Below are 23,280 nucleotides of genomic sequence, written 5' to 3'. Positions count from 1 at the left end.
ACCTACATCCAAGTGTTTATGCTGTGCTAAACGCGCATAGCATACATGACTGGGAGCGGAACTGTCGAACGGGTTTTTATCGCACCTGAAGCCGAAGCGGAGATGGAAGAACAAACCGACGTTGAAGCAGTTGCCGGAAAGGGACTCCGAGGTGATCGCTACTTTAGCGAGATTGAGACGGGAACCTTCGTCAAGTGGGAGCCAGATGAGGAACGCCACGATGGGTACGACCTCACGTTGATCGAGCAAGAGGCTGTAACAGCAATCGAACGTGAAGCAGGAATCGAACTCACACCGGGAGAACACCGACGAAACATCGAAACCCGTGATGTCGCACTCAATCATCTCGTTGGACAACGATTCCGAGTCGGTGATGTCATCTGTCGAGGTGATCGGCTGTGTGAACCGTGTAATCATCTTCAGCGCATCACTCAGGACGGCGTCTTGCAGGCACTTACTCACCGAGGTGGGCTCCGAGTGGACATTCTCGAGGATGGGATGATTCGCCCCGGAGACGTAATCGAACCACTCGAATAATTTGCACTCTCTTGTTTTGAGACAGTTCAGCTTCCCGCTTGTGGCTGTCACATCCGGTGGACAAGTGACCAACTTGCGGATCGGGACGGTCGGGAGGAACGGGGACGTTCGCCTACGGTAGCGCCGTCCGGAGATCTCGGCAGAGGTCATCGGCGTCTTCGAGGCCAACGGATACCCGAACCAACGTCTCGGGAATCTCCGCTGACTCCTCACTCCGACTGAACTCATCAGGGATCATTAGTGACGGGACCTCAACAAGGCTCTCGACCCCACCGAGACTGGCTCCCGGCGTGAATACCTCAAGTCCCTCGACGAACGCCTCAAGTTCGATGAGTGTCCCATCGAACTCGAAGGACAGCATCCCGCTGTACCCCGACATCTGCTCACTCGCAAGATCGTGTTGCGGGTGGCTCTCAAGACCCGGATAGTGAACACGAGCGACCCGATCGTGGCTTTCGAGGAACCGGGCAACTGCCATTGCGTTCTTCTCGTGATGCTCCATCCGCGCGGGCAGCGTCTTGATGCCTCGCGCAACGAGGTAGCAGTCGAACGGCGAAAGCATATTCCCAAGCCCAACTCGCTGCGCGAACGCCAATTGCTCGTAAACTCCCTCATCGTCGGTGATAACGGCACCACCGATCGAGTCGGAGTGCCCGTTGAGATACTTGGTAGTGCTGTGGACAACGATGTCGGCACCCAGTTCGAGCGGGGCTTGGCAGTACGGACTCGCAAAGGTACTGTCCACGCCGAACAAGGCATTGTGGTCATCGGCGATGTCGGCTATCGTTTGGATATCGCACAACCTGATCAAGGGGTTCGACGGTGTTTCTGCCCAGATCAAGTCAGTGTTCGCGTTGACTACATCGGCGACGTTGTCGGGGTCACGGGCGTCAACAAAGTCGATGTCAACGCCGAGATGTCCGGCCATGTGTTCCGTGAGCAGCTTTTCGGTTCCGCTATAGATGGTGTCCGAGGAGACGACGTGGCCTCCCGGGGGGGCTAGCGACAGCATCGTTGTCGATGTGGCGGCCATTCCGGAGGCGAACGCCAACCCATGCTCGCCGCCTTCGAGGCAGGCTAACTGCTCTTCAAGGGCTGCCCGCGTCGGATTGCTCTCGCGCGAATAGTCGTGTTTATTGGCGTCCTTCCCGCTGGCCCACTCGAACGTAGTCGAAAGATGGATCGGCGGGACGACGTCGTTCGTTCCATCTCTATGAGGGTGCGTCTCGGTTTCAGCTGCGCCGACTGCGATGGTTGCGAATCGATTCCTGTCGGATTGGCTATTGTGTCGTGTCATCAGATACTCTCCACGGGACCCACTTAGACCCGATTTAGAGGGGTGTTCACGGGACCCACTTAGACCCGATTTAGAGGGGTGTTCACGGGACCCACTTAGACCCGATTTAGAGGGGTGTTCACGGGACCCACTTAGACCCGATTTAGAGGGGTGTTCACGGGACCCACTTAGACCCGATTTAGAGGGGTGTTCACAGGACTGTTCTCAGTTGCGAAGGATAGGTGTGAAGTTCCCGGCGAGGATGGCCAGAACCCCAAACCCGACTTGGACGTGGGTCAGCGAGTCGGTGGTTGCTAACCATTGTATGCTCCAAGAGGAAGCGTCAGCTGACAGAAATAACAGCGGTAGGTTCGCACTTTCTCTATATCGGCTTTCCAGTGAAGACTTGTTAAAATGAAGTGATAGACGAATGCCAATCCCATATGCATTGGACAACGTGGTCTCAACTTCTGGTAGGTGCCAAAATATCGGCGACAGTCTGGGACAAATGAGGAGAGACGTCCCTCTGTGAGGTCATTAATCGAGCTGATCAGCTGGGTGTTCTTTCAGCGAACGCGGTTGCTCAGCAGCCTCGAACTCCGATTCAGTCGGTGGCGTACAGGTTGCGAGAGCGAATGCGACCGCTCCACCCGCCAGCACCACACCGACGCTGAGAAACGTCGCGCCGAGACCGACGATATCGCTCACCGGGCGAATCACAAGCGGAGACGGGAACTACTCAAAGAGGTACGCTCGTCAGGAGGAATCCGCTGCCAGCACCTACGAGCGCCAGTCCAGTGACGACGCCAAACAACGTCCTGCTCACGTCCTTCTCACACCGATAATGGCGTATCCGAGGCTTATAAACGCGAACGTGGCCGCGACGTTATCGATTACCTACATGCAGGCGCTACTGCCCCATCCTCAAGGAGCAACGCAGGGATCGAAGTGACCGCTAGCGTTAACGAGAGCTTCGCTCTCGTTCGCATATCAGAACACGAAGCGTTCTGAGGACGCAGTAGGGCGAGGATACAGCGCCTGCATGTAGGCAACCGCATTATGTTGCCTCTGTCTCTGGTGTATGTTCGACGAGGACGACGCCGTTCCCATAGAGGTCACGTGCGATGGCTTCGATGCCGTAGGGCTGTTCTCGAGGCTCGGCTGTGAACTCGATACCACGTTCGCGTAGCGTTTCATACGTTGCCTGGCAATCATCCACCGTAAAGGCGAGTGCCGGTTGCTCACCGACCATTGCGGCTCGACGGTCGGCCTCTTCCTCGTCCTCGGACCAGCCGGGGAGTTCGAGGACGATCTCCACGGTATCGTCTTGTTCAGGGGCGACAGTGACCCAGCGGTTATCGGATCCAAATGGCTCGTCTGCTTTCTTCACAAGGCCGAGCTTCTCGGTGTAGAAGCGCAGCGCTTCGTCTTGGTCATCGACGAGACGGGTGGTGAGACGGAGTTTTTCAATCATATTCTCCTCCGTCTTCCTCAACATCGTTCGTCGACAAATACGTTCACCTAGCAAACTGAAAGTGGTCTTATTTCCCGTAAGCAACCACTCCCACACCGATTTATCGGATCAACGAGGAAAGCGAAACGTAGGCGGAACTGGTCACCGAGGTCGTCAAAACGGCCGCGGACAGGTCGTCCCCAACGCAACGACGCCTGGCTTCTCCGTGTTCGCAGCCGGTCAGCGAGCTGAAACGAGTGGCAAGTCTGATGAAACATTGACGCCAGACACCCCTGACGGATGTCACGTACGCATTCTTTCTGGCTCCATATTCGAGTCGGATCTCGATGAGAGCCGATGATGACGGCTCTCCGTGCTCCAAAACGGCGGGCAGTTCACGACCAATACACGCAAGAATCGAGCGTGTCGGGGTGGCCGATACCAGTCCCGTTACTCCGACTCTGAGAGCAACTCGACGACGTATTGGTCTTCCCACTCTCGGCGTGCCTCGAGTTCACGTCGGCCGCGGGCCGTGATCGTGTAGTAATTCGTCCGCCGGTCGAGCTCGCCCTTCTCGACGAGGCCCTTGTCGACGATCTCGTCGAGGTTCGGATAGAGTCGCCCGTGATGGATCTCTTTCTCGTAGTACTCCTCGAGTTCGTCTTTAATCGCGAGTCCGTGTGGTTCGTCTTGGCCGGCGATCGTGTACAGCAGGTCACGTTGGAAGCCAGTGAGATCGTACATATCGGCATTTCTTTCTATCGGTGTATAAGGATTCCGAGACCAGATGATAGAAAAGATCTGACGTGTCGGACGCGTTTGGGACCGTCTTCGCTCCTCGATGAGGATTCGAGGGAGACTACGATCCGGCGGCACACCAGTGTTCGCTATCGATACCAGCGACGGTCGTGAAGCGAAATTGGGCAATCGGAATTCGATTTGTTGTGATAGCATGTCGATTCGCACTGCTCGTCGTTCCTTCGTAGTAGCCGACATCGAGTCGAGTGTGGATTATCTCCTTGCGCTCGAGTTCGTCGACGAACGAACGGTACATTTATCATTGAGATATGGCTCTCACCGTCTTCGGTAGCGACGAATTGTTTAGTTTCAGTTCCGTACTCGTCGTCCGCCTACTAGATTCAATCTGTGCCGACGGCGCGAGGTATGACCACTGGAGGTTGTCGACAACACGAATACGCTCGGACGTGTCGGAGTCTGCTTGCGCGAGGAACCGAGTTCGAAGTTCCCTATGATGCAGTATGCAAATTCCACAACCATTATGTAATCTTATCTGTGTTTATTACACTACATATGTCACAGGAATTAGGACATCTCGCTCGAGAGCTGTCGTTGCCTTATTACGATGATGCCCTCCCCGCACACGATCGGTTCCATGCGAAACGGGTGCGAGACTTGTCGATTCGGTTAGCAAACGAGTGTGATGGAACCGTTGAGAGAGAGATCCTTTCTGCAGCAGCGTGGTTACACGACATTGGTCGCCCACTCGAACGATCGGGGGAATTGACCTCCTCCACGCCCTTCAGGGCGTGGAATCCGACCATCTGATTTCCGCCGGGTGTGGCGTTCGAGGTTCCAGCCCGCACTCAAGGGGAACCGGCAGCATACCGGGGGAACTCTCGTTTCCTCCCTTGTATAGGGCTGTGGCCCGGTCAAACAGGCCCCGTCGAATACCATGTCATCGCCGTGCGAACCACCGCTGGTTCGCCATCCTTTGTGGTTCAGGAACGGCATCTCACGGTATTCGTCGCACTCTATGCTACGACGCACCACACTAAAACAGTTTTGATGGAAATCCGTTCCGGCCATCTACGACAGTTGGTCGGATAGGCCTACCGCTCGACCCGCGCCTGAAGACGCAGGTATGCGCTATCGTTCTGTATCAATGATCACGACAAATGGGCCACAGTGGAAGCAGCGGATCTTCTTGAGACCGAAGAGGTGGAAACTGATCGCATCGATGCTATCAAACACTGTATCCGAACACACAGTATTCGGTCTAGCTCCCCGGAGCCAGAGACTCTCGAGGCGAAGTTACTCTTTGATGCAGATAAGTTAGATGCAACTGGCGCATCCGGTCTCATCCGTCTGGCCTGTATTGTCGGCGAGAGATCGGGGAGAACAGGCGAGAAATTCGCGGTAATCGATAACGCATCAGTATCTGGAGTGAAGACATCGAATCTTCCAGATATCACTCTACTTCGAGAGTGGGCAACAGAGCGATTGGACCGATTGTATACGCCACCCGGACGTCGTCTTGGAACGTCCCGATGGAGTTTCATGAATGATTTCTTTACACAATTTAATTCTGAAATAGAGATGGGAAAGGAGAGATGATTCGTTCGAGTGGCTAGAACGGCGGTCTACCAACGAGCTCACTTCTTGGGAGTGGGTCGATGATTCAGCGATTACTATATCAGTCTCTAAACTATCTCTCACGCTAGGAGATATAGAAGTATAGCGCGTATCTGGATCTGAAACAGCCAATCGATCACATACGGTTAGTAGAAGACCGTAAACAAGCCGAACTGGATCGGAAGTAAAAGTAGCATCGTTGCCACCGAACACGCGATTGTAGTGCCGATTAGTTCCCGCGCCTCGAGGTCACCTTCGTTTAGAATGACGATGAGGACTGCCGACTGATACGGGAAAAAGTACGAACTCAGCGCCATCACTTCCGCCAGCAGGACGGGTGTAAACGGGAGTCCAGCGGCGTCTATATACGGTATCAGGACCGGAGTGAGGACGCTCGCGACGGCCAGTCCCTCCATCAGGAAAGTAAGCGCAAACGTAATCAAAAAGACAGAAATGAGTATCACTGCGAGCGGTCCGTCCGTTGGGATCAAATCGAGCAGATACGTCGCCGCACTATCGGTGAATCCGGTCTCAGTCAATCCGTCACCGATCGCGAACACTGCGGCGATAAAGAAGATGATCGAGAAATCGACATCGCTTCCGATATCCTCGAAGTCCGCGATACCGATCTCTGGGAGGAACGCGAGGATGACAACGACGATCGCACCGATCACCGGGTGGAATCCGTGGACGAAGTCCGTTGCCCAGATCAGCGTACCGACGAGCAAGAACGCCAGCATTCGCCGTTGGGTAGCGCTCTCCGTCTGCTTACCGTCTTTCGGAAGTTCAAAACTCGAGTCGGCCGGCGGTCGAAAGAGGAGGTAGACGATACCGATAACCAGCAATACGCGAACGAAGCCCATGACGGGATACATGTGGAGCCACCACTCGGACCACGAAATAGTGTGTCCGGCGATGGACTGGCTAAAGCCCGAAATGATGATGTTCGGGAGGTCAGCGGTCAGAATTCCCGACGATCCGTAGAACGTCGCGAATAGCGGACCGAGATAGATCCCGACCCGAGCATCCCGGGAGTCGAAGAGCAAGCCGAGTTCCCGGAGGATCGGTGCGATCGCGAGGATACGGACGAGCGCTGAGGGAACGAGAAACGCCAGCGCGTGGGCACCGATCGAGAGTGCGAGCAACAGCCGACGATACGTTTGGATCGGATTAGTGTCGCTCGAGTCGCCGATGGTTCTGGTCGCGATCCATCGCCCGACCCCGTTCGCGAGGCCACTCTGTCGCGTTGCCTCGCCCATCAGTAACCCAAACCCGATAAGCCACGTCGCCGGTTTCTGGAACCCGACGAGCGCCAACTCCGTCGAGAAGGAGACGGCGATCAGCCCGATCCCGATCAATCCCGTGTAGGACGGCGGAATCGGAGTCAGGACCCACAGGACGATACAGAAGAGTGTGATCGAAAGCATCGTTGCCGTCGACCCCGAGGCCAGCAGCCACGTCGCGACGGCGATGGCAGTGGCGAGCGAGAACGCGAATCCCGGTGATCGAGCCACCTCGATTGCTTCCGATCGTTTCATTGAACAGTTTTCATCAGCACAATGGGAAAAGCGTCGTGATTTTCCTCCTTCTGTCTCGGATTTGAAGCCGCATCGAAACGGCATTCTCGTCGATGTTGCTCTTGTCGATGCCGCGTTACTCGTCGCCCGAGATGGATTCGATAAGCGCCCTGCTCGTTCCTCAAATTACTATCTAGATATTGCCGTCAGAATCATCCATCAGCAATATGTCGAAACGGCCTGTTCCCCGCGTTCTGGCGTCTCTACCTGCCGGCGTTTGTTTCTCGCATCCGGCCAGATCTCATCCCAATGCGGACTACTTGGACGAGGAATTCCCCGTCGCTGTGTTCATACCAAAACTGACACCTCGCTAGTTGAGACATGATCCCGGAACGCGACTGAAGCAGCCGAGTTAGTTCGCGACGCGTGCGGCGAGGCAGTCGCTGAGGAGGCCGCGGTCTGGTTCGAGCGGTAGAGATGGGGAACTGCGAGTCCGCTCACTATCCGGCGATAGCGGAAAGATTTTTGTCATGGTACCACAGTATGTGACAGTATGACAAGCACCGTCCCGGTTAAGGCAGCCAAAGTCACCCTGGAGATCGTCGATACGCTCCGACAACTCAACGGCGCCGGTGTCTCCGAGATTGCACAGCAATTGGACAAACCCACGAGCACTGTCTACGACCATCTCCAAACGCTCGAGCGGGAAGAGTACCTGGTCAAGGAGGGCGACAAGTACTACATCAGCACTCGATTTCTGCAACTCGGCAATCAGGCCCGCTCGCGGAAGAAAGTCTTCGAGATCTCGCGCCCGGAAGTCGACGAATTAGCCGAGAAAACAGGTGAGCACGCGAATCTCATGATCGAGGAACACGGGCTCGGCGTCTTTTTGTATAAGGCTCGCGGATCCGATGCCGTCCAACTCGACACGCACGCCGGGATGCGTGTCCCGCTTCAGACGACGGCGCTTGGCAAGACCATCATGGCCTTCCGTTCTCGCTCGGAAGTCGAGGGGGTTCTCGACCAACACGGCCTCCCGAAGGTGACCGAGAATACGATTTCGGATCCGGACGAACTGTTCAACCGCCTCGATCAGATCCGCGAACGCGGGTACGCCTACGATGACGAAGAGCGGGTGAATGGGATGCGCTGTGTCGCTGCTCCGATTACGAACGATGACGGTCGTGCGATAGCGGCTGTGAGTATCTCCGGACCGAAGAGTCGAATGCAGGAAGAGCGCTTTACGAACGAGATTCCAGAACGGATCCTCAGATGCGCTAACGTTATCGAGGTGAATCTGACCTACTCGTAGTCTTTCCACTACACAGTAGTCAGTAGTCTGGACTGACGCAGATTAGTGATATAATCCGTTTGCTACGCACTTGATGATCCCCTTCAGATATCTGTTGCATCGAGCGTTTAGGTGTGTCACTACCTCACTAACATCGAACCACCCGATAGTGAATGGCTGTCAGTCGTTGAGGCAGTTCTGCCGATCGTCCAGAGATATCAGTCCCGCCCTCTCTTCTGGAGGCGATAAATCCGGCTTCAATCACAGGAGTATGCATCATTTCACTCCAATGAACCGTCCCGCACGGTTCTAGATCGAGTCCCGACTAGCGTGATCTCTCGTCCGTCCCACGATCAGGCAACTGATCGTGCCGCTCAGATTGATCCCGCCACCGGTCGGGAGTCTTTCGATTCGTGACGGTGTCGATTGAGCCACCGATTGCTCGAACAGCCCGGCCACCGTGTCCGCTATTCGTTAAATCCACCACAGTTCGATAGAAACAAATCGTATTGAGTACTACTTAGTTCCTATCCGTATTCAGATTTGATTGAGATTGCATGCATCCACTTGCCGACACTCCGATCGTTCAGGACGGTAAATCGATCATCCTCGCGCACGATCACGGGCTAGAACACGGGCCGACCGCTTTCAGTGACGTCCCCGAACGGCTCGATCCGGAGACCGTTTTCGAGATGGCGACGCACGATGCTGTAACGGGATTCGCCGTCCAGAAGGGACTTGCGGAGACGTACTATCCCTCCTACGCTGACGACGTGAACCTGCTGGCGAAACTCAACGGCTCGAGCAGCCTTTGGATGGGCGAGCCGTACTCGCCACAGACTTGCTCGGTAGAGTACGCGCTCGAACTCGGTGCCGACGCCCTGGGATACACCGTCTATCCGGGAACCAACCGTGAACCGGAGATGTTCGAGGAGTTTCAGGCAGTACAGGAAACGGCTCGCGAGCACGATACGCCGGTAGCGATGTGGTCGTACCCGCGTGGTCAGGCGCTGAAAGCACATCGCAAGCCCGAGGTCATCTCCTATGCGACCCGGATCGCGCTCGAGCTCGGCGCGGACATCGCGAAAGTGAAGTACCCACGCAGCGGCGAGGCGATGGCCCATGCGGTGGACGCAGCGGGTGACATGAACGTCGTCCTGAGCGGCGGTTCAAAGGCCTCCGACCGCGAATTCCTTTCGATGGTCGAGACGGCCATGGACGCGGGTGCGAGCGGCCTGGCAGTCGGTCGCAACGTCTGGCAGCGGGACGATCCCGAGCACATCCTCGACGCCCTCGAGGCAGTCGTCTTCGACGGTGCGACTGCGGACGAGGTGTGTGACGATTGAGTCTGCGCCGGGAGACGGGAGGAAGGAAACGACGTGACTGGTTGGCCGGACCCCGCTGTTGGTTACGTGATCGCTGGAACCGTCGCGTTCGATCGTTCCACAGGGTGCAGTCAAAAACGATCATACTCAGACAGAAATATGAACGCTACCGTGCTATCCGTTCGTGAACAATCACCTATGTTACCGGCAATGCGAAAGCGAAAGATCGTCGAGTTGGTGTCCGAGCGAGGCGAGTGTTCGGTCCCCGAACTCGCCGAGGAAATGGACTGTTCGAAGGCGACGATCCGTCGTGATCTCACCGATCTCGAAGAGCGACAGTTGATCGAACGATCTCATGGCGGTGCAGTGCCGGCAACGACCGTCGGTGAGGAACAAACCTACGGACAGAAGGAGGTCCAGAACCTCGACGGCAAAATGGCGATCGCCGAGCGGGCAGTCGAGGAGATTACCGAGAATCAGGTCGTGTTTTTCGATTCCGGATCGACAACGATGCAGGTCGCCAAGGACGTCCCGCGGGATCGGTCGTTCCTCGCAGTCACGAACTCGCCGGTTCTGGCAATGGAACTGGGGACACAGAACGATGACGTGAAACTTACTGGCGGCTCGCTACGCCACGAGACCCGCGCGCTCACTGGGCCGAGTGCGGAACGGTTCATGGAACGGACGAACTTCGATCTCTTGTTTCTCGGCACGAACGCGATCGAGTCGTCCGAGGGATTGATGACTCCGAACGAAGACGAAGCCCGGCTGAAATCGCTCATGATCGAGAGCTCGGGGCGTGTCGTGCTCGTTTCTGACGGCTCCAAGCTCGGCAAGCAGAGCTTCGTCAAGTTCGCTGGCTTTGAGGACCTGGACATGTTTATTACCGACACGACGCTCTCTGACGACCAGCGAGAACCGTTCGAAACCGCTGACGTGGAGGTAGTCGAGGGGGTTGGGCAGTGATTCTGACGGTCACGCTCAATCCCGCGGTCGATCATACACTTGAGGTCGACAACCTTCCCGAGCCTGCCGAGGTCGCAAGAACCGATACCGCGCGAGTCGATCCCGGCGGAAAGGGGATCAACGTCTCGAAATATCTCGTCGAACTCGACGCGGAAACGATCGCGACCGGTGTCGTGGGCGATTTTCTGGGCCGATTCGTTCGCGACAGTTTGGGCGACGACGGGATCACTAACGACTTCGTCGATATCGCGGGTCGAACGCGGCTTAACACCACGATCCTGACTGACGAGGCCGAATATAAAATCAATCACGACGGTCCGACAGTCGACTCGAGTGCGATCGACGACCTCCTTGATATCATCGCGCGCTACGATCCAGATACTGTCGTCGTCGGTGGCAGCCTCCCACCGGGTGTCGGTCCCGATTCGATTGATCGAATCGCTCGCGCGGGCGACTGGCAGACCGTCGTTGACGTCGGTGGCGAGGTCCTCCACGACCTGGATGCGTCCTATGCCCTCTGCAAGCCTAACCGCGAGGAACTCGCCGCGGCGACAGGGATAGCGGTCGATTCCAGAGCGGCCTGTTACGACGCAGTCGAACGGCTCCGCCAGAGTGGCTACGAGCGAGTACTCGCGTCGTTGGGCGTCGACGGTGCCATCATGGCGACACCGAATGAATGCTTGCATGCGGCAGCCCTGGACGCCGATATCGTCGACACAGTCGGTGCCGGTGACTCGATGCTGGCGGGCGTTCTTTCCGCTCTCAATCGAGGTGCGACGGACGAGGAAGCGCTTCGAGCAGGTGTTGCGGTCGCCTCGCGTGTCGTCTCAGTCCCGGGAACGGACGTCCCGCCTTTTGATGACATAACACGCGCGATCGATCGTGTGTCCGTCTCACGGAGATAAGCTGTTTTTGTTGCTCGTGACTGGATATGAGCGTTCCATTCGGGTCTCACCAGTCCGTTTTTATCTCTGATTGATATTTCGTTGATCGCTGGACTGGGTGTCTCAGCAGTTTCAGTGTTCAGCCACGCCGAGTCCCTGAACTGATACACCGCGTCACTCTGAACGCCCAGTAATTTATTCTCAGGTATATGCACAGAAACGATCGTATTCGAAAATTCTTTTGAATAATAGATGGGGATGTCTGGTATGGCAGGCACAGACAAAGCAGAGAGCATGCTTCGGTCTCATGTTACCTCCGTCAAAGAGGACGTGATGACAGGCGTGTCATTCATGATCCCGTTCGTCACGATTGGGGGTATCTTCCTCGCAGTGGCGTTCATGATCGCCGAACTCCCGTTCACTGCTGCAACTACCGAAACGGTATTCGAGGACCAAGGGACGTTCGCGTGGTACGTAGCCGAGATCGGAAATCTGGGGCTGACGATTATGATTCCCATTCTGGGTGCGTACATCTCATATGGTATCGCGGACAGACCCGGACTCGCACCGGGGTTTATCCTCTCGTGGACGATTCAACAGGAGCAGATCATTGAAGCTGCAGGCACCATCGTCGGCTTCTCGGCCGACGGTGCGGTCGCCGGTTTCCTCGGTGCGCTGGTGGCCGGCCTGCTCGCGGGCTACGTCGCTCGCTGGATGAAGGGATGGTCAGCTCCCGGGTTTATCAAGCCGATGATGCCGGTACTCATCATTCCGGTGTTTACGACGGCGCTGCTGGCCCCCATCGTGATCCTCGGACTTGGCGTTCCGATCGCGATCATCGATGACGCATTAACGACGTTCCTCGAGGGAATGGAAGGTGCCAACGCCATCGTGCTGGGACTGATCCTGGGTTCGATGATGGCGATCGATATGGGCGGCCCCGTCAACAAGGTCGCCTACGTCTTCGCCGTCGCACTCGTGGGGGACCAGATCTACGGCCCGATGGCCGCGGTGATGATCGCCGGCATGACGCCACCGCTGGGATTGGCACTATCGAACTTCATCGCGCCACAGAAGTACTCCGCCGAGATGTATGAGAACGCGAAGGCCGCGGTACCGCTTGGTCTGTCGTTCATCACTGAAGGAGCGATTCCGTACGCGGCGGCTGATCCGTTGCGTGTGATTCCAAGCAGTGTGATCGGCAGCGCCACGGCTGGCGCGGCCGCGCTGTGGGTCGGTATCACGATGCCTGCACCGCACGGCGGCATCTTCGTCTTCCTGCTGTCGAGCAATCCGTTCGCCTTCCTCGGCTGTATCGCACTCGGAACCGTCGTGACCGCTATCGTCGCGACGGCCATCAAACCCGACTTCGAGCAGACGGTCGCCGACGTCGACACCGAGGACAACACGGATACTCAAACAGCTGCACAGACCGACGACCAAAGGACTATCAGCTAACTCGTTCGACTGTAAACACGCAGACCGTAGGCTTACCATGGCAGACTCACTCAACCAAGACCGAATCGATACGCTCGCCCCGACCAACCATATCACGCTCGAGTCGCCGCCCGCCGACAAGCGGGCCTGCATCGAGTATCTGCTGGACCTGCTCGTCGACGCGGGACGCGTCGAGAACCGCGAGACCGCTCTGCAGGCCTTGCTCGCCCGAGAGGAGGAGACGACAACTGGCGTCGGCATGGGTATCGGTATCCCACACGCCCAGACGGACGCCGTCACCCAGCCGTCGGTAGCGTTTGCTCGCTCGGACGACGGCATCGACTTCGGCGCGATGGACGACAAGCCCGCGTCGCTCATCTTCATGATCCTCGTTCCCGAGTCAGGCGCGGACGATCACCTTGCAATCCTGAGTACCCTCTCGCGGGCGCTTATGCACGACGAGGTCCGCGACGACCTATACGACGCAGAGACGCCCGGTGACGTACAAGACGTACTGAAGGAGGCGGTCGCATGAGTACCGAACGCACCGTCACGGTCGTTCCCGAGGCTGGCCTGCACGCCCGCCCGGCCGCCAAGTTCGTCGAGGCGGTCACCGACCACGAATCGGACGTTCAGCTCGGTCGGCCCGGCGAAGACGATCTCATTGCCGCGGGCAGTATGATCGCCGTCACGAGCCTCGGCGTCGAGAGCGGTGAAGATGTCCGTATCGTCGCCGACGGTGCCGACGAGGAGGCGACGCTGGACGCTCTCGAACGGGTACTGACGACTTCCGAAGACGAACTCGCTGACGTTAACACCTGAACTTTCGAGTAGATGTCTCGACGAACATTCACCGGAACTGGCGCGACGCCCCGCTCGAGCATTGGGACGGTTGTCTGGTACAGCCCAGACACCGAGCTTCCCGACCCCGACGAGAGAGACGTCGACCGAACAGTCGAGCGTGATCGCTTCGAAGCCGCTCGCGAGACCGCCCGCTCGGAATTGGAGTCCGAACGCGAGCGGACCGCCGAGCGCGTCGGCGAACAAGAGGCCGACGTATTCGACGCGCACCTGCAGTTCCTCGCCGACCCCCAGATCGACGACGGCGTTGAGAGCGCACTCGCAAGCGGTCTCCCCGCTGAACACGCCGTCACGGAGGCCTTCGCCGACCCGATCGAGCAGTTCGAAGGCATGGAGGGGCGGATGGCCGAGCGAGCCGACGACCTTCGCGACGTCCGTGACCGGCTGGTTCGAGTACTTACCGGTGGCGAGCGGACCGATCTCGGTAACCTCCCCGAGGGGCAGTGATCCTCGCCGAACGGCTCACACCGAGTGACACCGCTCAACTCGACCCTGAACGCGTTTCAGGATTCGCTACCGTGACCGGTGGACGGACGTCCCACGCTGCGATATTCGCCCGGTCGTTGGCGATTCCGGCCGTGGTCGGTGTCGGCGATGAACTGTCCGACATCGACGAGGGTGCGACCGTCGTCGTCGACGGCGAAACCGGGGAGATCGTCGTCGATCCGAGCGAGGACCGCCGCGAGGCAGCAGCGACTGCTTACGAGGCGGAAATCCGAGCGGAACCGGTCGCGACCGCTGACGGAACCGAGATCGAGGTCGCAGCGAACGTCGGTCAACCCACCGAACTCGAGGGAGCGACGGCCCAGGGAGCCGACGGCATCGGTCTCTATCGGACGGAGTTTCTGTTCCTCGATCGCGAGGCACCGCCTGACGAGAACGAGCAGTACGAGACGTACGTGGAGGCGCTCGATACCTTCCCGGACGGCCGCGTCGTCGTTCGAACGCTCGATGTCGGTGGCGACAAGCCAATTCCCTACCTCGACTTGCCCGACGAAGAGAACCCGTTTCTGGGCGAACGGGGAATTCGTCGCTCGCTCGGTCCGGACACGGACCTCTTCGAAACCCAGCTTCGGGCGCTGCTCCGGGCCGCTGCCGACGGCGACGGCCAGTTGTCCGTCATGTTCCCGCTCGTCGCAACGGTCGAGGAACTCGACGCCGCACTCGAGACCGTCGACGAGGTCGCGGCTGCCCTCGACGAGGCGGGCGTCGACTACGCCGTCCCCGAACTCGGCGTGATGATCGAGACGCCCAGCGCCGTATTCGTCGCACCGGCGCTCGCCGAGCGGGTAGACTTTCTCAGTGTGGGTACTAACGACCTCACTCAGTACATTATGGCCGCAGCACGAGAAAACGGAAACGTTGCCGACATTAGAGACCCCTGTCAGCCCAGCGTATTGCGGGCCATCGAACGGGCCGTCGAGGCGGCCCACGAGAACGATGCGTGGATCGGCATGTGTGGAGAGATGGCTGGCAATCCGGAGCTGACTGAGCTCCTCGTCGGTCTGGGGCTCGACGAACTGAGTATGAGCGCAGTCACCGTCCCAGAGGTGAAAGCAGCCGTTCAATCGATCGCTACCGACGAGGCGGCCGCGCATACGTCTCGAGCGCTCGACGCGACCACTAGAGAACAGGTACTCGAACACATTCAGAACCGCAACTCGTAATTGACGACCCATGAAACTCATCGCAGTCACGTCATGTCCGACCGGTATCGCTCACAGCCAGATGGCAGCAGAAAACCTCGAGACGACCGCTGAAGAACAGGGCCACGACATCAAGGTCGAGGTCCAAGGTGCGATGGGCGCTGAAAACGAACTGACGAATGACGACATCGTGGCCGCCGATACGGTCATCGTGGCTGCGGACACGTCGGTCAGCCTCGATCGCTTTGAGGAGAAGCCACTGGTCAAAGGAACTGTCAAGGACGCTGTCAACGATGCAGCGGGACTAATCGAACAGGCAACCCAACGCGCGGAAGCCGGCGAAACGGGTGTTACTGAAGTTGGCAGCGGCGCTGACGCTGCGACGGAGACTGCGGACACACAACAGTCCGAGTCCGACACCAATTCAGCGAGCGAAGAGCCCCCCGAACAGCTCGGGGGTGATCCATCGAAGGGACTCTTCGCCCGGCTGAAGAGGTTATTCTCATGATGCAGGTGCGCCGATTCGGTTCGAAGATGAGAACGGCGTCGATGGGAGGGCGGTCTGATGACTGACGTACGCCCGATCTTGGATGCACTCGTGGGGGTGACACCCGCTATCCGCGAGGAGTTACGAATGGTTTCCAAGACCGAGAAACTCACGTCAGAGAACCCCAGTGGCGACGCCCAATCGGCTGTTGATCTGGGGATCGATCGCCGGATTCGTGATCAATTGGCTCCACTCGACGTCGTCGGTGCGTTCGCTAGTGAGGAACGTGAGGCCGTCGAGGACGTCGGCGACGGGTTCAGTGTCGCCGTCGACCCGCTCGACGGGTCGTCGAATCTGCGATCGAACAACATCGTCGGCACGGTCGTGGGAGTGTACGATGCCCCGTTTCCGGCGAGCGGCCGTGATCTGGTCGCCAGCGCCTTCCTCCTGTACGGGCCGCTGACAACGATGACAGCCGCCGTTGACGGCGAGGTGACTCGATACACGATCGACGATGGGACAATCGTTGATTCTGACCCCGTCGTCTTTCCCGACGAGGATGAAATCTGTGGCTTCGCCGGGGCGACAAACGAATGGCTGGATCCGATCAAGGAGTTCTGGGAGGATCTGAACTACGAGCACAAACTCCGATACACCGGCGCGATGGTCGGTGATGTCGACCATCTCCTCGTCGATGGCGGTCTGCTCGGCTATCCCGAACGGTCGTCCAGTCCGAACGGTGATCTCCGACTCCAGTACGAAGCGAACCCGATCGCACACATCGTCGAGACCGCTGGCGGCCGGTCCTCGACCGGTCACGGTTCAATCCTCGACAGTGATCCGGGGGACCTCCATCAGCACGTCCCGGCGTACTTCGGCAGCGCTGACCTGATCGCTACAGTAGAGAATCACAGAGAACCGAGATCCGGATAACGAAATCAGACACTACTGTTATGACGAGTATAAAATCAAAATCGGGAGTACAAACCAGACAGATCTACGTCGACGGCGAATGGCTCGAGACCGAGAACGTGCTGTCAGTCTCGGACCTCGCTGAGGGCGGGACGTTCGCACAGGTAGCCGCTGCGAGTCCGACGGAGGCCCGAACTGCACTGGCCGCTGCCCACGAGATCAAACCAGAGCTGCGGGAGACGACAGTCGTGGAGCGAGCCGAGTGGTGTGAGACGATCGCCGACGGACTCCGCGAGCGCGAAGAAGAGCTCGCGGAAGTCATCGTCCGGGAGGCCGGCAAACCGATCTCGTCGGCTCGTGGCGAGGTCGGCCAGGCGGCCGAACGCTTCGATCGGGCGGCCGAGGAGGCGCGCAACATCGTCAGCAAGGGCGAGTACCGCGAGGGGTCGACGGCGGGCCACGAGGGCTGGCAGGCGATCGTCAAACACGAGCCGATCGGCGCAGTGTTGTGTATCACGCCGTACAACTACCCGCTCGCCACGACGGCGCTGCAGGTCGCACCCGCGCTTACGGCCGGTAACAGCGTTCTGCTGAAGCCAGCGAGCAAGACGCCAATTTCGGCGGCGATCCTCGCCGACGTCATCGCCGATGTCGACGGGATTCCCGACGGCGCGTTCAACTTCGTCCCTGGCGAAGCCAGCGAGATCGGCGATCTCCTGTCCGGAGACGGCCGGATCAACGCGATCGCGATGACCGGCTCCTCGGGCGCGGGCAAACACGTTGCCCGCGAGAGTGGCATGGTCAACCTGCACATGGAACTGGGCGGGAACGCCCCGGCCGTCGTCTTCGACGACGCCGACCTCACGGACGTTGCGGGCAACTGCGCTAAAGGATCGTTCAAGTACGCCGGCCAGCGCTGCTCGGCCATCTCGCGCGTGCTCGCCCATGAGTCGGTCCACGACGACCTCGTCGACCTGATCGACGGCCAGATGGATGCCTGGCAGGCAGGCGATCTCTTCGAGGAAGACACCGCCTTCGGCCCGCTGATCAGCGAGGACCAGGCCGATTGGGTCGAAACACTCGTCGAGGACGCCGTCGACAAAGGCGCAGAGATCATCCGTGGCGGGGAACGGCGCGCTCCGGATGGCGTCCCGGACGAACTCGCCAATCAGTTCTTCGAGCCGACGCTGCTCGCGAACGTCCCCCGCGACGCCCGTATCGTGGACGAAGAGCAGTTCGGACCCATCGCTGCGATCACGACCTTCGAAGACGAGGACGAAGCCCTCGAGATCGCGAACAGTTCGGACCTCGCGCTCGATGCGGCGGTCTTCACGAACGACTACAAGCGTGCGATGCGGATGGCGAACCGCATCGATGCCGGCGCGGTCCGGATCAACGGCGCGCCGAGCCACGGGATGGGCGACGTTCCGTTCGGCGGCAACAAGGACTCGGGCATCGGTCGCGAGGGTCTCGACGCCTCGATCCACGCGATGATGCGCGAAAAGAGCATTATTCTGTAGGAAGACTCCGCTTGCATTCGTGATAGCTCCCCGGCGTAAACGCCGAGGCTTCCCAACCAGTGGATAGCACCCTCCCTCGATGAACGCTCGAGGTCGATTACGATAGACTGGTTGCTATGCGATACGTTTGGATCGCTGTCGGCAGTAGAAGCCAGGAGACGCCGTTATTCGAACGCACAGGACGATTTCAAGCGACTGGGAATCGGGTAGAAGTTGATAATAGTTGCCTCGAACAGATTATCTGTCGCGCAACCCGCTTGCGCGACCGACCGCGATCCAATCAGCGCCCCACTGGCATCCTACCGTGGTCCGGCGACGGGCATTCCCCCTGCCCCCGTTGGACCTGGTGTTTTTCGATTCTCGAGAGGCACCGTTTTGAGAGTGAACCGTCACAGGCATCTACTTGACGTCGACGTACCAGACGTCGTGTTCGGTAGTGACGTCGGTCGTCTCCTCGCCCTCGTAGCTATCAAACCATTGTGTTCAGAGACGCTGGTTCCACGCGAAGGTGACCGATCTTAGCAACGTATCGTCATCAACGAGAAACACGGCACCGGAGACGTCGTGTTTCTCGAGCAGTTCCCGGAAGAACGAACGTACAATGATTTGGTTCTAGTCGGCTCAGGCGTTGTATGCGGCGATTTGTTCGTTTTGGGATCGACAGCGGAATACAGCTACTATTGCTCGTCGGTAAGTCGGATCACGGTCTCGTCGACCGCGACGTGATTCGGAGTGTGGCCAGCATCGGGCTGTAGATCGGCTTTGTGAACCCAGTTATGGACTGTTGATCGCGCTCGTTTGATACTGAATAGTTCAGGAATTCAAACAGTATTCGAAAGCGAGAGTCAAGCAAAATAGAACTGAATACGAAGCTTCATCAGTAGTCGCGATGTTGTTTCTTGCTCCCCCAAAATCAACGTCTATCTGGTCGACAGATCCGTTGATGCTAGCGTTTTCCAGCAGAGACACGCAGAAAGCGCGACGTCTCATCTTTTCATCCGTATCTGAACACCACCCACTGATTGGCATCGTTCAGAGTCGCTTCTAGCAGTATGCATTGCTCACCCATGTTTCGGTGGTTGTTGGATCGGGGTTTTGAAACAGTTTCAAAGCGAGGAGGTTCGTCGTTATCTCTCTTGAAATAGATGTTCGGTGGCGTTCCGTTCCTCTGTTCTTCGTACCGAATCCGGTGCCCGTAATAATGAAGCACAGCGATGAGATATAGAGTTACATCGACGAAAAATACGGCGTCACGACGCCATGTCTCTCTTTGCGTTCATTCGAAACTATCTCACAGTACGGATATACGTGTTGAATGGGGCCGTATATAGTAGATTCGCGTGTATCGAGACTGATAGTGGCGTACAGCTAGTAGCGCTGATCGTCGAATTGAATCACCGTCCTGTCGAGTGTATTGTTATCTGGCCGGCTCCCATCTGTCGGCTGCCGATCGGTCTTCCGTACTCACTTCTTGACCATTGATCGTGCTCGCTTAAATCAACTTCTCCAAAAACGTGATAGTATCCAAAAGTGGGGCACGAACAGATGGTGCTGCATATGCCACCGCATCAACTCACGCGGTCACTGCATGCTCCAGAAAATCCGCTTGAATGTCACTGAGAGATTCAATGTAGCCATCTATTTGTCATGAGCTATTAGTGAATCGTACCGTCTCACACTCTATCCTCCTCTGAACAGTGCTTCGCCAAAGTCGATGATTCTATGTATAAGAGAACAAGTAGCCAGTATGGTCGTCTACTAAATAGGTCAAGTAATTACGAGCATATGCCTGTAACACATTCCTGTGAAGAACCGATAGTGCTGCGAAATTCACTAGGTTAGTAGTAACTCACGAGCGCCGAAGACGATTTGTAGTGACGGTATAGAGAATGACTGCTCGAGAGAGACAGAGATGAATCTACAATGAGATCGAGTCACCAGTTGGAACGCTAATCGAACCCTCATTCCATGATACATGGATTTATATGGCCGCCGGAGGATGGCCAATCAATGACCAAAAGTCAACTCCTGACGACGACCGAAACATCGTTAGCGGTAATCGAAACGATTCAGGAATTAGACGGGGCGACACCGGTGGAACTGGCAACAGCGCTCGATCTGTCGGAGAGTACAGTGTACAAACACCTGTACACCCTCGGAAAACACGGCTATGTCATCGCCAACGATGACGAATACCGACTCGGTGGTCGGTTCTACCATATCGGCATGTACGTCCGGAACCGCAGCAAGGTATACGAGTTGGCGGGGAAGTACGTCATCGAACTCGCGGAGCGGTCGAACGAGGAGTCCGACTTCGGAATCGAAGAGAACGGTCGAATCGTGACGTTGTTCGACTCGGTCGGAAGCTCCGCCAAACCGAGTTCGCGGCTCAACAACTACGAGTATATGCATACCACGGCAATCGGAAAAGCGATCCTCGCCCGACTACCCGAATCCCGCGTCGATCAAATCGCCGATCAATGGGGGCTACCGCAGCTTACCGAACAGACGATCACGTCTCGAGCGGAACTCGACGGCGAACTCGCTCGGATCCGAGAGCGTGGCTACGCGATCAACGATCAGGAGTCGATTTCGGGTAAGCGAGTCGCCGGTGCCGTCGCCGAGGACCCGTCGGGAAACATTATCGGTGGTTTCACGATCTCCGGACCGGCCTACAGAATCGAAGACGCTGATCTCCATCAGGAGTTCCCAGATATCCTCCGCCGGGTCGTTCCCGACTTTGAGGCGGAACTTGACTCACAAGGGCTCCTCTGACCTCGTGTATCAGCCCAGCCGACAGACTAGGAATTATATTCTGCCACCAATAATGCGATAGTATACTATTCAGGCCCCTGAAAAGCGCTGTTTCTGAACATTCAGCAAGTAATAGCTCCGATCGATCGTAGATGGCGACTTTTCCCAGACATATTCAAAGTTTGAAATAGTAGATCGGACAGGGTAGAGAATGTATGTCATACGAATCGTTGCCGTTCGCAGCGCTCTCACTAGCTCCACCGCTGCTCGCAATCGCACTCGCGATGTACACGCGGCAGGTGTTAGTGTCGCTGTTCGCCGGCGTCTGGATCGGTGCGTTGATGATAGCCGACTGGAATCCGATCGCTGCAACGGCGCTGTCACTGGACTGGATCGTCGAAGTCGTCAGATCGCCGTTTGATACCAAATTCCTCATACTGATTATGTTTATGGGTGCCGGTGCCGCGTTCATTTACAAATCGGGTGGGATCATTGCGCTTCAAAACTGGATCGGCCACCGGGTGAATACCGCCCGTGACTCGCAAATACTGACCTGGCTTATCGGGATTTTCATCTTCTTTGATTCGTATACGAGCACCATCGTGACCGGGAACGCGACTCGCGAACTATCTCAGGAGAACAATACCTCCCGAGAGATGCATGCCTACGTACTGGACTCGACGACCTCGCCGGTCACGACCTTCGGCCCCGTGTCGAACTGGATCGGCTATCAAGTCTCGATGATCATCGTCGGGTTCGAGGCCGCCCAGTTCACCGCCGAAGAAGTCGGAATTACCGCGTTCGGACTCTTCTTGCAGAGCATTCCGTGGAACATCTACTGTTTCCTGGCGTTCTTCATGGTCGGGTTCATTTCGATCACGCAGCGGTTCTACGGCCCAATGCTGGACGCCGAGTGGCGTTCGCGCAAAGAGAAGAAGACGCACCGAGATGACGCGACGCCGCTCTCGGATATCACGACCGATGTCGGTGAACCAAGCGAGAAGAACCCGACGCTGATCAATTTCTTCGCGCCGATTTTGTCTCTGCTGATCGTCGGGCTCGTCTCGATGTGGTGGCTCGGTGGCGGCCACCAATCTGGCGTCGACATCGCGACCGCGTTCCAGGAAACCGATGTCGCACTCGGACTTCTGTACGGCTCGTTCGCGTTCCTGGCCGTCGGCATGCTTGGTGCCGTCGGCTTCGGAACCATGGATCTCGAGGAGGCGAGCGATACCGTGATTAGCGGTTTCAAGACGATGATGATCGCGGCCGCGATTATCGTCCTCGCGTGGAGCATTGGTCACGCAGCCGAACAGGTCGGGACCGCGCAGTATATCGTCGACATCATGGTCGACAGCGGCATCCCTGGCTCGTTCCTGCCGCTTCTCATCTTCGTCGCGGCGATGTTCATCGCGTTCACGACGGGAACGTCGTGGGGGACCATGGCGATCTTGACGCCGCTGGCGATTCCACTCGGCTACGAACTGTCTGGACTGTCTATCCTCCCGGTCCTCATGGGAGTCCTGTTCGGCGGCGCAATCTGGGGCGACCACGTCTCACCGATCAGCGATACCACCGTCATGTCCTCGATCTTCGCCGGTTCGGATCACATCGATCACGTGACGACGCAGGCCCCATTCGCGATGACTGCGGCCGGCGTGACAGTGCTGATGTTGCTCCTGTACGCGGTCGGTGTGACGTCGGCACTGGTGTTGCTCCCGCTGTCAGTCGTCCTCACCGCAGCCGCTGTCGTCGCGCTGAACAAACTCGATGCTCGCCGCAAGAATCTCCCCGAAGTCATGCCGACTACTGATGCCATCGATAACGGAGAAATCGACGTCGATGCAATCGAGAACGGAACCCAAACCGACGAAACGCAGATCAACGGACGGTACAATTTCGTCGAATCGATCCCGCTAACCGCAGTCGGTATCGTTATCGCGTATCTCTGTCTCGTCTTTACGTTCGTAACGTTCGGCTTCTAACCGGCGTGTCATTTGTTTCCGTTGCAGCGTTTTGACGCAGATCGAAGGGGAGTGGG

At 57.5% G+C, this 23,280-nt stretch carries 18 protein-coding genes and 4 pseudogenes; 16 read left to right on the top strand and 6 right to left on the bottom strand.

Annotated elements, in window-relative coordinates; all coding sequences use genetic code 11:
• The first annotated feature begins 45 nt into the window (after positions 1-45).
• Positions 46-537 (top strand): MOSC domain-containing protein, encoded by a 492-nt coding sequence (locus tag K6I40_RS00995; RefSeq protein ID WP_222913216.1) that lies wholly within the window; start codon positions 46-48, stop codon positions 535-537.
• 112 nt (positions 538-649) lie between these two features.
• On the opposite strand, the gene K6I40_RS00990 is transcribed toward K6I40_RS00995, so the two are convergent.
• The 4 genes from K6I40_RS00990 to K6I40_RS00975 all read right to left on the bottom strand — a co-directional run bounded on the left by K6I40_RS00990 (position 650) and on the right by K6I40_RS00975 (position 4,010).
• Positions 650-1,834: an aminotransferase class I/II-fold pyridoxal phosphate-dependent enzyme gene (locus K6I40_RS00990; RefSeq protein WP_222913213.1), complete on the bottom strand. Its 1,185-nt coding sequence runs from the start codon at positions 1,832-1,834 to the stop codon at positions 650-652.
• Between the two features lie 516 nt (positions 1,835-2,350).
• On the bottom strand, positions 2,351-2,521 hold the full coding sequence (locus K6I40_RS00985) for a hypothetical protein (protein WP_222913211.1): 171 nt from the start codon (positions 2,519-2,521) through the stop codon (positions 2,351-2,353).
• A gap of 349 nt (positions 2,522-2,870) precedes the next feature.
• A complete protein-coding gene (locus tag K6I40_RS00980) occupies positions 2,871-3,287 on the bottom strand; it encodes a VOC family protein (RefSeq protein ID WP_222913209.1) in 417 nt (138 codons plus the stop codon).
• 429 nt (positions 3,288-3,716) lie between these two features.
• Positions 3,717-4,010 (bottom strand): PadR family transcriptional regulator, encoded by a 294-nt coding sequence (locus tag K6I40_RS00975; RefSeq protein ID WP_222913207.1) that lies wholly within the window; start codon positions 4,008-4,010, stop codon positions 3,717-3,719.
• Positions 4,011-4,577: 567 nt separating this feature from the next.
• On the opposite strand from K6I40_RS00975, the pseudogene K6I40_RS27590 reads away from it, so the two are divergent.
• Together K6I40_RS27590 and K6I40_RS27585 are read left to right on the top strand one after the other, a co-directional pair.
• A pseudogene (locus K6I40_RS27590) lies at positions 4,578-4,790 on the top strand (metal-dependent phosphohydrolase); the annotation flags it as partial.
• 375 nt (positions 4,791-5,165) lie between these two features.
• Positions 5,166-5,621 (top strand): annotated as a pseudogene (locus tag K6I40_RS27585) (metal-dependent phosphohydrolase); the annotation flags it as partial.
• Between the two features lie 164 nt (positions 5,622-5,785).
• On the opposite strand, the gene K6I40_RS00970 reads toward K6I40_RS27585, so the two are convergent.
• Positions 5,786-7,177, bottom strand: coding sequence for an SLC13 family permease (locus K6I40_RS00970; protein WP_222913205.1), 1,392 nt, complete (start codon positions 7,175-7,177; stop codon positions 5,786-5,788).
• A 532-nt stretch (positions 7,178-7,709) separates the two neighbouring features.
• On the opposite strand from K6I40_RS00970, the gene K6I40_RS00965 reads away from it, so the two are divergent.
• The 11 genes and pseudogenes from K6I40_RS00965 to K6I40_RS00915 all read left to right on the top strand — a co-directional run bounded on the left by K6I40_RS00965 (position 7,710) and on the right by K6I40_RS00915 (position 18,485).
• A complete protein-coding gene (locus tag K6I40_RS00965; RefSeq protein WP_222913203.1) occupies positions 7,710-8,468 on the top strand; it encodes an IclR family transcriptional regulator in 759 nt (252 codons plus the stop codon).
• A gap of 536 nt (positions 8,469-9,004) precedes the next feature.
• A complete protein-coding gene (locus K6I40_RS00960; protein ID WP_222913201.1) occupies positions 9,005-9,793 on the top strand; it encodes a class I fructose-bisphosphate aldolase in 789 nt (262 codons plus the stop codon).
• Positions 9,794-9,970: 177 nt separating this feature from the next.
• Positions 9,971-10,738, top strand: a complete 768-nt coding sequence (glpR, locus tag K6I40_RS00955; RefSeq protein ID WP_222913200.1) for an HTH-type transcriptional regulator GlpR — start codon at positions 9,971-9,973, stop codon at positions 10,736-10,738.
• The gene (pfkB, locus tag K6I40_RS00950; RefSeq protein WP_222913198.1) at positions 10,735-11,643 is read left to right on the top strand and encodes a 1-phosphofructokinase; all 909 of its coding nucleotides are present in this window, start codon (positions 10,735-10,737) and stop codon (positions 11,641-11,643) included. The genes glpR and pfkB overlap by 4 nt, the downstream gene beginning before the upstream one ends.
• 246 nt (positions 11,644-11,889) lie before the next feature.
• The gene (locus K6I40_RS00945) at positions 11,890-13,080 is read left to right on the top strand and encodes a PTS fructose transporter subunit IIC (protein WP_222913196.1); all 1,191 of its coding nucleotides are present in this window, start codon (positions 11,890-11,892) and stop codon (positions 13,078-13,080) included.
• A 37-nt stretch (positions 13,081-13,117) separates the two neighbouring features.
• Complete coding sequence (locus tag K6I40_RS00940) at positions 13,118-13,594, top strand: PTS sugar transporter subunit IIA (protein WP_222913194.1); 477 nt, start codon at positions 13,118-13,120, stop codon at positions 13,592-13,594.
• Complete coding sequence (locus K6I40_RS00935) at positions 13,591-13,881, top strand: HPr family phosphocarrier protein (RefSeq protein WP_222913192.1); 291 nt, start codon at positions 13,591-13,593, stop codon at positions 13,879-13,881. The genes K6I40_RS00940 and K6I40_RS00935 overlap by 4 nt, the downstream gene beginning before the upstream one ends.
• Before the next feature lie 12 nt (positions 13,882-13,893).
• A pseudogene (gene ptsP, locus K6I40_RS00930) lies at positions 13,894-15,587 on the top strand (phosphoenolpyruvate--protein phosphotransferase).
• 10 nt (positions 15,588-15,597) lie between these two features.
• A complete protein-coding gene (locus K6I40_RS00925; RefSeq protein WP_222913190.1) occupies positions 15,598-16,074 on the top strand; it encodes a PTS fructose transporter subunit IIB in 477 nt (158 codons plus the stop codon).
• 57 nt (positions 16,075-16,131) lie between these two features.
• A complete protein-coding gene (locus K6I40_RS00920) occupies positions 16,132-16,986 on the top strand; it encodes a class 1 fructose-bisphosphatase (protein ID WP_222913188.1) in 855 nt (284 codons plus the stop codon).
• A gap of 29 nt (positions 16,987-17,015) precedes the next feature.
• On the top strand, positions 17,016-18,485 hold the full coding sequence (locus tag K6I40_RS00915; protein ID WP_222913570.1) for an aldehyde dehydrogenase family protein: 1,470 nt from the start codon (positions 17,016-17,018) through the stop codon (positions 18,483-18,485).
• A gap of 534 nt (positions 18,486-19,019) precedes the next feature.
• Here K6I40_RS00915 and K6I40_RS27580 read toward each other — a convergent pair.
• Positions 19,020-19,448 (bottom strand): annotated as a pseudogene (locus K6I40_RS27580) (IS6 family transposase); the annotation flags it as partial.
• A 1,047-nt stretch (positions 19,449-20,495) separates the two neighbouring features.
• Here K6I40_RS27580 and K6I40_RS00910 point away from each other — a divergent pair.
• Together K6I40_RS00910 and K6I40_RS00905 are read left to right on the top strand one after the other, a co-directional pair.
• On the top strand, positions 20,496-21,260 hold the full coding sequence (locus tag K6I40_RS00910; RefSeq protein WP_222913186.1) for an IclR family transcriptional regulator: 765 nt from the start codon (positions 20,496-20,498) through the stop codon (positions 21,258-21,260).
• A gap of 194 nt (positions 21,261-21,454) precedes the next feature.
• The gene (locus tag K6I40_RS00905; protein WP_222913184.1) at positions 21,455-23,224 is read left to right on the top strand and encodes a Na+/H+ antiporter NhaC family protein; all 1,770 of its coding nucleotides are present in this window, start codon (positions 21,455-21,457) and stop codon (positions 23,222-23,224) included.
• The last annotated feature ends 56 nt before the right edge of the window (positions 23,225-23,280 follow it).

It is taken from the genome of Natrinema sp. SYSU A 869 (assembly GCF_019879105.1).
Classification (GTDB): Archaea; Halobacteriota; Halobacteria; order Halobacteriales; family Natrialbaceae; genus Natrinema.
The sequence above is the reverse complement of the archived record's forward strand: the minus strand, read 5'-3'. Positions and strand labels throughout refer to the sequence as shown.

Excerpts from the sequence above, each read along its gene's own strand:
- K6I40_RS00995 (WP_222913216.1), top strand. The coding sequence starts at position 46 with ATGACTGGGAGCGGAACTGTCGAACGGGTTTTTATCGCACCTGAAGCC.
- K6I40_RS00990 (WP_222913213.1), bottom strand. The coding sequence starts at position 1,834 with ATGACACGACACAATAGCCAATCCGACAGGAATCGATTCGCAACCATC.
- K6I40_RS00980 (WP_222913209.1), bottom strand. The coding sequence starts at position 3,287 with ATGATTGAAAAACTCCGTCTCACCACCCGTCTCGTCGATGACCAAGAC.
- K6I40_RS00975 (WP_222913207.1), bottom strand. The coding sequence starts at position 4,010 with ATGTACGATCTCACTGGCTTCCAACGTGACCTGCTGTACACGATCGCC.
- K6I40_RS00970 (WP_222913205.1), bottom strand. The coding sequence starts at position 7,177 with ATGAAACGATCGGAAGCAATCGAGGTGGCTCGATCACCGGGATTCGCG.
- K6I40_RS00965 (WP_222913203.1), top strand. The coding sequence starts at position 7,710 with ATGACAAGCACCGTCCCGGTTAAGGCAGCCAAAGTCACCCTGGAGATC.
- K6I40_RS00960 (WP_222913201.1), top strand. The coding sequence starts at position 9,005 with ATGCATCCACTTGCCGACACTCCGATCGTTCAGGACGGTAAATCGATC.
- glpR (WP_222913200.1), top strand. The coding sequence starts at position 9,971 with ATGTTACCGGCAATGCGAAAGCGAAAGATCGTCGAGTTGGTGTCCGAG.
- K6I40_RS00945 (WP_222913196.1), top strand. The coding sequence starts at position 11,890 with ATGGCAGGCACAGACAAAGCAGAGAGCATGCTTCGGTCTCATGTTACC.
- K6I40_RS00940 (WP_222913194.1), top strand. The coding sequence starts at position 13,118 with ATGGCAGACTCACTCAACCAAGACCGAATCGATACGCTCGCCCCGACC.
- K6I40_RS00935 (WP_222913192.1), top strand. The coding sequence starts at position 13,591 with ATGAGTACCGAACGCACCGTCACGGTCGTTCCCGAGGCTGGCCTGCAC.
- K6I40_RS00925 (WP_222913190.1), top strand. The coding sequence starts at position 15,598 with ATGAAACTCATCGCAGTCACGTCATGTCCGACCGGTATCGCTCACAGC.
- K6I40_RS00920 (WP_222913188.1), top strand. The coding sequence starts at position 16,132 with ATGACTGACGTACGCCCGATCTTGGATGCACTCGTGGGGGTGACACCC.
- K6I40_RS00910 (WP_222913186.1), top strand. The coding sequence starts at position 20,496 with ATGACCAAAAGTCAACTCCTGACGACGACCGAAACATCGTTAGCGGTA.
- K6I40_RS00905 (WP_222913184.1), top strand. The coding sequence starts at position 21,455 with ATGTCATACGAATCGTTGCCGTTCGCAGCGCTCTCACTAGCTCCACCG.